We start from the raw sequence: 7,553 nt of genomic DNA on the forward strand, positions 1-7,553 counted from the left end.
CGGCGTAATCGCATTTTGAAGCAATGGGAGCAGCTGTGTGATGATACCAAAGGTGCGCTCTTTCTCATTCGGGCTGGTTGGGGCATCATCGACAACAATGTCATACTCGACACTCGTTACTTCTTCACGCGTCAATGGAATATATTGCGCATTCTCCTCACCAGATATCCGTACCAAACGACCATCGGACAAGTAATTCTGTATCAGATGCAAAATAATCTTACCCTGCCTTTTGCGATACAAACGTAAACCATCAAACAGACAAGCAAGCAGATTTAAACTGGATTGGCGTCGTTGTGCCTCCAAAATACCCGCTTGTGTCACTTCCCTTGTACCAATGAATTCGGGTGATAAACCCGTCACCTGATTAATTGCTTCCTTAGCTTCATTAAACAGCTGGAAAAAGCCCTCTGGAAACTGTGCTACAGGCTTTGGTTGTATCTTGCCTTCTGCAAGAGCGCCATCTTCAGCAACTAGCAACGCATCAGCCCGCGCCCAATCTTGCATAGCCTGCCTGATGTCCTTAAACGCCCCTTCCTCGACAATAAGCCCCCCTTTGGATTGGCTATTAAGGATATACATCACTTGACTAAAATATTTATTCGCCCACCGTTGTGGATCTTTTGTCGGGCGCACAACCCCATAAAATTGCCGTTCTATCTTGTCAAAATACCCCGTTATACACTCCCAACCCAATTGACCAGCTGGAACTAAAGGTTGATCGGGGGATTCAAGCAACTTTCTCCCTAAAAAAGCACGTCTTACAACCTTTTTATTGAAAGCTGCCCCTTGAATATCGGGCATCATGCACTGGAGCTGCTTAAATTCTTCCTCGCTATAATCACGAAGTTCTCCAGTGCTTAAATCGGGTGCCTTGTAATATCGCTCGCTTTCAAACCAACGGCATTCAACAAGCGTGACCATCCGACGACCGTTTTCAACATCAATGCTCCCCTCATCGCTGTAATAATCAAGATCATTATAGTGAACACCTTCATGAGAGCTCCCATCCCTTGCCCAATCTGCACTCAGCTCTGTCCAATGAGATTTGGGAAACATCTGCTTAGCTACTTCTAACGGCTTGCGGTCTACATACCACAAACGTTGCGCATCGGTTAAATTCGGTTGCACCGCTGCACTATCCCAAACCATCTTTAACGGGTCTAAACGCGTAATGACCGGTTCACCATCGAGGCTGTTCTCATAATCAAGCCGTGTATCAGTCCACCCCATGCCGCAGATAACCGCATCTTGGAAAGCATCACTATCAGCGTATTCTGCATGCGCCATGTCCCGAAACCATTCTGCCGCACCGGTAAGCAATTCACTAGGCAATGCCTTCCCTACTTGACGGGGAATAAACTGCACTTCGCGCTTGTTATTACGCTCTGACCCCACAACGGCATTGACCAATGGGGCAATACGATTAAAGGTCATAACGGGGCGGCGTTGCTTTTTTAACGCCGATAAATCTTCTTCATTCCATTGATCACCATTGTAAAAACCAAAATCCTCCCGCGCATGTTCACGCCATTTATTCACATGCTCCACATCTTCTTTGTACCAGCTCACAAGCTTGCGAAATAAGCCTTCTGTCGACAAATCTGATGCGTTACTTTCTTTATCTAAATGCTCTTCATCATACATCATTCTGCCATCCATGAGGTACTCTCATATTCCGTTCTGCCGCTATAAGCTGGTCGCTTTTGTATTTCTTTTGGTGGTTTGTATGAAATACACATCAGTCCAAAGGCATCTGCCCCATGACTGGACCAATCATGCTCTGCTCCCAAGCCAATATTACGCTTCTCATCCCATTTCTCGTGATACCAGTTCAGTGCCTTACGTCCTGCTACTGTCGTCTTCTCATTAAACCAAACAGAAGGCAAAACACGGCGGACTGTTTCTATACGTATCTTAACAGCCCCTGCTCCCTGATTAGGGATAACTTTTGTTTGAAAGCCTGCCTGTTTAAGAGCGCTCTCAAAACTCACATTGTGCACACGGTCTCTGGTCGCACCGTCATGGGGGAGAACCATCAATGCCTTCTCATAACCATTTTGACGCAACCAACCGATATGTTCGGATAAAGGCTGTCCCTGTGCTTCGTAATAATCAAGCACTCTGATCTCTCTACCAACAAATTGCGCTATCCATATCGCCGTGGCATCTGCCTTGGCGCCTGTCCCCCCAATATCCCAAAAGGCGCGTATCTGCATTAAAGGATCACGAGCAACACGCCCTATCCGCCCCTCTTGCTCGGCTGCCAACATTTCCTTTTGATAATAAGCGCCTTGAACCGCTGTAAGATAAGCCCCTTCCCAGATATGCTTATAAGTCTCTGGACGGTTTCTCAGATCATCCAATCGCGCTTCATTCAAAATCTTGGGAAACTTCGGATTGTCTGACCAATTGATCTCTACACGCTTAATGGCTTCATTGTCTGAAAAGCGAAACCGCTTCTCAACGGGGGCATTCTCTCGCAACGGGTTCCATGTCACCCATAATTCTGCCCGCCATCCCTCTCCTTCTTCTCGCAAAGTCGGTATAAGCGTTTGCCAAGCCGTCTCTGTTACCGGCTCTGCTTCATCAACCCAACAAAGCAAAATGCGCCCCATCGATTTAATGCTCGCAATATTACGGTCCAGACCAGAAAACTGAAAGGCTACGCGACCATCTATCGACTTAATCGACGACTCCCCAACCTTGTAATAGTCCTTTAAAAAGTCATGCGCTTCAATGGCGCGCTTAATCTCCTCCAATGAACTCTCTGCCAAAGAATTCTGAAACTGACGTGCACAAAGAATGGTCCCCGATATCCCCTGCATACCAAATTGATAGCCTTTTAAAGCAGCCATCAAGGCAAATGATCTTGTCTTCCCAGACCCTCGTCCACCCCAAGCCGCTCGTACCAAAGCGTCTCCTGTAAAAATCGGTATAAGTTTTGGTACAATCTTAATCTGTCTTGTCGTCATTCATTGTTAAAGGAGCAATTTCTACACGCCCTATGATCTTAATGGCTCCCCCATCTTCACCTGTTACCTGTAAAGGCAACACCTTACCAAGCAACGCTAAATAAGCCGCAGGGCATCTTATTGCCTGCTTTTCGAGATAAGAGATTAATCCCTCTTTCCCATACTTATTGCCTGCCAATTCAGCAGCTTTAAGAATAGCCTCTTTCAAAAGGCGTGTATTCTTATTGGGTACACCTTTGACACGCCCCATTCCTGCCTTAGGGGGTTTATATTTTTTCTTTGTTTGAGAAATCTGTTCTGTATTTTGTGATGTCATAAAATACACCCTCCAGATAATAAAAAACCCCGCATTTGCGGGGATTTTGAACTGTACATTTCCCTCTCTAGACACAATACGCCTAAGTACAGTAATGTCATTAAATACGATTTGCTACACTTTGTCAACATAAAAATAACACATATTGATAATTTCAAAGGGAATCAGTTAAACAGCACTTATGAATAATTAAGGGTTCAAAATGATGAAATCATTATCCATAACACGCATCATAACATTTATAGCTTTCTTTTCTATATCAGCGCTACCTGCATCAGCGTCATTTGGATTTATAGACAAATTGACGCGTATGTTTACAAGTGTAGATACTATAGAGAAGTATAATCAACTTTACGACAAATACGCGAGTAAAGAATATACTGGCTTTACGCATTTTAATAAGCTAAGCCAAGCACAAGAATTTGTATACAGCCGTGGCCATCATAAGATGCCTTCCAAATTTGATCCTGTATTGCATCGTCACGTATTCGTTATTTTATGTGGACGCTTTGTGAATTTATTGCGGGGTGAGTATAATGAAGAAATGTCATGGGCAATGCTACCCAATGTAATAAGTCGTTTACGTTATGAACATAATTGGAGTGAAAGAGATTTTATGTGGGCATACAACGAATCCAATAACAGCAAAAATCCAATGATTTATTATGCAAAAAAATTTCTTAGTAATTCGACTGGAACTGGCATTAGCCCCAAAACACAAATGATAGTTGTAGTATCTGACGTGAGCACCGGTGATTATGAAAACACTAAACAAGTCGCTAGATTTTGCAGAGACTTACCAACGATATATGATATAATGAAACCGTAATAGAGATTGTCATTTACGATCAAAATGTTTCTGAAGCGCATTAAGAGCTATACGTAATGAAGGTACAAGATATGATAATGTTTGATCTTCTATAACGAGGCACTGTAGCGCTGCATAAAGGTTATATTGTCTATAGAGGCATTGGGCTTCTTTTAGTGCCTCTTGCGTGTTTATAAACTGCTCTGTTGCAAATTCTACCCATTTATCTCTTGCCTTATCATCAGATGATGATGGCATTTCGTCATAAATTGCATTAGGCAAGCCTTTTGCGCAAAGGTAATTATTCCTTATCTGTAGATATTGCTGGGCGGTGTCGTATTGCTCTTGAGTAAGCACGCCTTGCAAGCAAAGCCGCCCTATATAAGACCCAGAGAGTGGATTTTTTGCCTCTTGTAGCGTTAAACCAAAGCGTTTTGCACGCATTTCTATTGCCAATTTATCAACGGCTTCACGCAGTGCTTTTGCACGTGATATACGTCCGTTTGGTTCTCTTACCTGCCCTGCTATTTTAGGGCGTCCCCTTTTTTTATTTTTTTTCACTTATGTCCTCAGATGTCTGTTTAATATCTTGCCAAATTCTCTCTGATCTTGACCATGAAATTCGATTTAAAAAGAACAATAAAACCACTAAAATGCATATTACAGCAGCAACACCTAACTTAAGTTTTAAGTGACTTTGATCCCAAGAAAGTTTTAAGAGCAGAATGAAAAGTGTACTCAATAAAGCACCCATCACTATACTGTAATAACTCATTGATGTAGATGACATACAATCTCTTAACAGCTCTATATCATTCTCTGTAAGCATATAAACGGGTTCAGATTCTTCTGTACTAACCCTAGACTTCTTTTTACTATCCATTAAAGCACCTTCTGTTTAAAAAGGAACGCTATCATTCATAACGGTATGAGATGTATCAAGAGGTCTGTAAATGCTTCTGTCATAAGCAGATGACTGATCTTGATTATCATCATTTTTGCCATCTAAAAGCTTTAACTCGCCTTTGTACTGAGGCAATATGACTTCTGTTACATAGCGATCAACACCGTTTTTATCTTGCCATTTACGAGTTTGTAGTCGTCCCTCGATATAAACTTTGCTGCCTTTATTCAGATACTGGAGAGCTACTTTTGCCAAGTGTGGATTAAACACCACAATGGAATGCCATTCGGTTTTGTCTATTCTCTTATTGGTTGCCTTGTCTGTATAGCTCTCAGACGTTGCCATNCTTATTGGTTGCCTTGTCTGTATAGCTCTCAGACGTTGCCATTCGAAAATTGACCACCTCGATACCAGATGACATTGTTTTGCTTTCTGGATTGGCACCTAAATGACCAATTAAAATCACTTTATTAAGCATTTGCTTTCTGTCCTTTAATGGAAAATAGTACTTAGAACAAAACAAACTCACAACTGATGATAGTATAACACATTATGGTGTATTTTTACAAACAGAATTTATCATAACCCACTGAATCTACAGTGTGAATCCCATTTTTATTTTACTTAACAACTTGCTTTTTGATACGTTTTGTGCAATAAAGAGACGTTCTTTTATATTTCGGTTATTTCTTTTAATCGTTTATTTAGATCGCTAGCTGTTTTGATAATAAAAGCCGTATCAATTCATTTTGATGCGGTTTTTATGTATTAAGGCTTGCATTTTTACACGTTTTGTGTAATATACTTTAACATTTAAAATGTATAAGTTTCCAGTTGCAAACAAAAGCCGTGTCTTAAAGGACGCGGCTTTTTTTTATTCTATCTTTTAGACGCCACAGCCGCTTTAATCAATTCCTCTACAGTCTTTATCTATCTACAAAAGGATATTAAACCTGTAGAAATCTCTTTTCTTCCTGTAACCCATGCCCCCAAAATAAGTTGCGTATCTCCAAAAACACGCGCCCTGCCACCAATAATTGCCTTTCCATAAGCACGTACATTACCGTAAACCTTCGCAAACCCATTAACACACGCCTCATCACAAATTATTGCATTTTCAAAAACCTTCGCATGCCCCCAAACCATAGCAGCATTATAAACCTTGGCATCATCACCAACCCAGCAATTGCCATCATGTGATAAGTTGTATTCACTTTCAATAAAGCCCCCTAAATCTCCTTTTTTAACACTTCCAAAACTTCTTAAAGCTTTAATGCGATAAAGTGTTCTAACTCTACCATAGAGATGGTCTTTAACTTCTGTAGTTTCATTAGTAAGTTCATATTTTTTGGATACAGTTTTAGTGGTCATAGGTAGCTCCCTAATCTAATATTCAAACAAATTTTTAAATGAAATGGTTATAAGGAGGCGCCCCCGCACCGCCCTATTGTTTAATTAAGCAGCTTCTTTTTCACATTCTAATTCACATTCTAAATCGTCATCATTTTCCGATTCAAGATCAGCATCATAATAGTCTTCAAAATCATCATAATACTCATGACGATAATAATCATCTTCACTACCAAATTCGGGATATGCTTCATTCCAAATATGATCATCTGCTGTTAAAGAAGCGGCGCTATGAACATAAGAATCTCCTGAGATAAGAGCACCACATACAACGGCATCATCGAAAACACGCGCGTCATCACAAATATAAGCAGCACCGCTTATTTTTGCATTGCCTCCAACATGAGCATTATCACAAATGACGGCATCATCAGAAATATGAGCATGATCAGTTACATAGGCATTATCATAAATCTTTGCATTGCCTTCAATTACAACAGCACCTTTAATATGAGCATTCCCATAAAGACGCGCATTGCCTCCCATAAAAATAGCTTCAAAAATAGCATTCCCATAAATTTTTGCATTCCCACAAACGTCTACAAAAAAGCTTCTTACTTTTGCATTCCCAGAAACGCGGGCATTTTGAAAAACGCGGGCTTTATCATATACCCAGCACGTACCATAATGCGATAGGTTGCTTTCATTTTCTATAAAACCACCTAAATCCCCCGCCTTGACATCTCCAAAATCTTTTAAGGCGCGTATACGGTATAATGTGAGACCAGTCATATGATCTATTTCATTAGTCAATTCATATTTTTTGGATGGTTTTCTCTTTTTAACTGTAGCTTTCATGCTAGTAATCCTTATCGTAAAAAAGGTTTCTATTGACAGCCCATAAGGGCGTCGGGCGCTAGAAACACGGCGATAAGTCCGCTGTATGCTTTCCCCTAAAAGGGTATTGTATGGCATAACCACACCCGACAAAATCGTTATATGCTAGTGATAGCATAAAAGAAAGTCAGTATTTTGAAGATGGGAAAAACCTTATCGTGGTTTATCCGCTTATCGCTAAGTGTTTCTACACACTTGACGCTTTTCTAAACGAACCTTTCCTTAAAGTCAATACGTATTTTTTATTTTTTTCAATTTTTTTCATTTTGATACCTACCTAATTGAATACCAAGTGATTTTAAA

At 40.7% G+C, this 7,553-nt stretch carries 8 protein-coding genes and 1 pseudogene; 1 reads left to right on the top strand and 8 read right to left on the bottom strand.

All coding sequences use genetic code 11. The annotated features are described in order from the left end of the window. The 3 genes from ACFIMK_RS09365 to ACFIMK_RS09375 all read right to left on the bottom strand — a co-directional run. Positions 1 to 1,662, bottom strand: a 1,662-nt coding sequence (locus tag ACFIMK_RS09365) for a portal protein (RefSeq protein WP_375682934.1), incomplete at its 3' end; no start/stop codon positions are given. Beyond that, the gene (locus tag ACFIMK_RS09370; protein WP_375682933.1) at positions 1,647 to 2,975 is read right to left on the bottom strand and encodes a PBSX family phage terminase large subunit; all 1,329 of its coding nucleotides are present in this window, start codon (positions 2,973 to 2,975) and stop codon (positions 1,647 to 1,649) included. The genes ACFIMK_RS09370 and ACFIMK_RS09365, both read right to left, overlap by 16 nt. Next, positions 2,956 to 3,291 carry a hypothetical protein gene (locus ACFIMK_RS09375; RefSeq protein ID WP_375613768.1) on the bottom strand — a complete coding sequence of 112 codons (336 nt, stop codon included), beginning with the start codon at positions 3,289 to 3,291 and terminating at the stop codon, positions 2,956 to 2,958. The genes ACFIMK_RS09370 and ACFIMK_RS09375 overlap by 20 nt, the downstream gene beginning before the upstream one ends. A gap of 202 nt (positions 3,292 to 3,493) precedes the next feature. Between ACFIMK_RS09375 and ACFIMK_RS09380 the strand changes: the two genes are divergently transcribed. Next, positions 3,494 to 4,120 (top strand): hypothetical protein, encoded by a 627-nt coding sequence (locus ACFIMK_RS09380; protein ID WP_006590334.1) that lies wholly within the window; start codon positions 3,494 to 3,496, stop codon positions 4,118 to 4,120. Between the two features lie 9 nt (positions 4,121 to 4,129). Here the strand turns inward: ACFIMK_RS09380 and ACFIMK_RS09385 are convergent, their stop codons facing one another. The 5 genes and pseudogenes from ACFIMK_RS09385 to ACFIMK_RS09405 all read right to left on the bottom strand — a co-directional run bounded on the left by ACFIMK_RS09385 (position 4,130) and on the right by ACFIMK_RS09405 (position 7,211). Continuing rightward, positions 4,130 to 4,660, bottom strand: coding sequence for a hypothetical protein (locus tag ACFIMK_RS09385; RefSeq protein WP_375638635.1), 531 nt, complete (start codon positions 4,658 to 4,660; stop codon positions 4,130 to 4,132). Beyond that, complete coding sequence (locus ACFIMK_RS09390; RefSeq protein ID WP_375607479.1) at positions 4,647 to 4,982, bottom strand: hypothetical protein; 336 nt, start codon at positions 4,980 to 4,982, stop codon at positions 4,647 to 4,649. The genes ACFIMK_RS09385 and ACFIMK_RS09390 overlap by 14 nt, the downstream gene beginning before the upstream one ends. Before the next feature lie 15 nt (positions 4,983 to 4,997). Then, positions 4,998 to 5,481: pseudogene (gene ssb / locus ACFIMK_RS09395) on the bottom strand (single-stranded DNA-binding protein). A 452-nt stretch (positions 5,482 to 5,933) separates the two neighbouring features. After that, positions 5,934 to 6,374, bottom strand: coding sequence for a hypothetical protein (locus ACFIMK_RS09400; protein WP_375612653.1), 441 nt, complete (start codon positions 6,372 to 6,374; stop codon positions 5,934 to 5,936). An 84-nt stretch (positions 6,375 to 6,458) separates the two neighbouring features. After that, positions 6,459 to 7,211, bottom strand: a complete 753-nt coding sequence (locus tag ACFIMK_RS09405; RefSeq protein WP_375612654.1) for a hypothetical protein — start codon at positions 7,209 to 7,211, stop codon at positions 6,459 to 6,461. Positions 7,212 to 7,553: the final 342 nt, after the last annotated feature.

This window comes from Bartonella sp. AP280QHHD (genome assembly GCF_042196125.1).
Classification (GTDB): domain Bacteria; phylum Pseudomonadota; class Alphaproteobacteria; order Rhizobiales; family Rhizobiaceae; genus Bartonella.

Excerpts from the sequence above, each read along its gene's own strand:
- ACFIMK_RS09370 (WP_375682933.1), bottom strand. The coding sequence starts at position 2,975 with ATGACGACAAGACAGATTAAGATTGTACCAAAACTTATACCGATTTTT.
- ACFIMK_RS09375 (WP_375613768.1), bottom strand. The coding sequence starts at position 3,291 with ATGACATCACAAAATACAGAACAGATTTCTCAAACAAAGAAAAAATAT.
- ACFIMK_RS09380 (WP_006590334.1), top strand. The coding sequence starts at position 3,494 with ATGATGAAATCATTATCCATAACACGCATCATAACATTTATAGCTTTC.
- ACFIMK_RS09390 (WP_375607479.1), bottom strand. The coding sequence starts at position 4,982 with ATGGATAGTAAAAAGAAGTCTAGGGTTAGTACAGAAGAATCTGAACCC.
- ACFIMK_RS09400 (WP_375612653.1), bottom strand. The coding sequence starts at position 6,374 with ATGACCACTAAAACTGTATCCAAAAAATATGAACTTACTAATGAAACT.
- ACFIMK_RS09405 (WP_375612654.1), bottom strand. The coding sequence starts at position 7,211 with ATGAAAGCTACAGTTAAAAAGAGAAAACCATCCAAAAAATATGAATTG.